At 54.2% G+C, this 1,228-nt stretch carries 1 protein-coding gene; it reads left to right on the top strand.

All coding sequences use genetic code 11. The annotated features are described in order from the left end of the window. On the top strand, positions 1 to 1,154 hold a 1,154-nt coding region (locus ABRP98_RS11720), incomplete at its 5' end, for an IS1249 family transposase (RefSeq protein ID WP_349859364.1). Between the last annotated feature and the right edge of the window lie 74 nt (positions 1,155 to 1,228).

The raw sequence follows: 1,228 nt of genomic DNA, 5'->3' as shown, positions 1-1,228 counted from the left end.
CCAAACACGGAACGACGAGTACTGGGCGTCAACGCTGGCGATGCCGCACCTGCAAAGCCACCTTCACCCGCGCCAATGACGACGCAGTTCAAGCAAAATGGTTCCGCCTTTTTATCAGTTGGCTCACCTCAGGCCGCAGCCTGGCAGAGACCGCTAAAACCTGCGGTGTTTCAACGCGAACTCTGCAACGACGCTTCAAATCTTTCTGGCTCATCCAACCTCCCCGAAGCGTTGATAAGCAGCGAATATACGATCAAATCTTCATCGACGGCACTTACTTCAACACCAAGTGCCTAGTCGTAGTCGCCGATGCCAGCCATGTCATCAACTGGTTCTGGTGCACTAAGGAATCATCCTGGTCGTATATGCGCCTGCTAGACCCTCTGGCCCCACCACGACTTGTCACCTGTGACGGGCATTCAGGAGGGCTTAAAGCAGTAAGCCGCCTGTGGCCTGACACCGCCGTGCAGCGATGCATTGTCCACGTCAAACGCAACATTCAACGCGGCACCGGCCTTCACCCCACCTCCCCGATGGGTAAAGCACTGCGACGGCTTTCATTTGAGCTACTGGCAGTAAGCACTCTAGATGAAGCCGCTGAATGGACAGGCAAGCTACACCAGTTCGGCACCGTATTTAGAACTCAACTCAAAGCCCGTACCTACGTCAAAGACGTCCCCTTTGAGCAAATCCCGAAATCTAAACGCGGCAACAAAAAATGGTGGTACACCCACCATATCCACCGGGGTATTTACCTGGAGCTGAAGAAAATGAGCAGGAATGGTCACCTATTTTCCTATCTCATTCAAGCAGAACAAGGCCAGCGTCTAGAGCGCACGACAAACAGTTTGGAAGGTGGCGTGAACTCGCAAATCAAGAAACTGATGCACGACCACCGAGGACTGCGTGACGAGCAACAACGCCTCGCCTGCGACTGGTGGCTGTACCTACACACGCAACTGCCTGACGACCCCGTAGAGATCGCCAGGCAGCACAACTGGGGCCAGGACGCACTCGCCAAAGCACACACCCTAGCCGACCAGGAAACACAAGCCACCAGCGGCCATGAAGATGGCCGACCAGCAACTTTCGACAGCGCCATCGACACTGCCTACAACCACTCTATGGGAATACGTAAAGGCCACATACGCTAAACCCCTACCCCCACCAACACAAAATGTCGTTTAACTCGACACGCCGAAAAACAACACGTTTTGTCGTTTAACCC

The sequence above is a fragment of the Corynebacterium sp. KPL2838 genome, assembly GCF_040225455.1.
In the GTDB taxonomy this organism is placed as follows: domain Bacteria; phylum Actinomycetota; class Actinomycetes; order Mycobacteriales; family Mycobacteriaceae; genus Corynebacterium; species Corynebacterium rhinophilum.
This window is presented reverse-complemented; position numbering and strand designations above follow the sequence as displayed.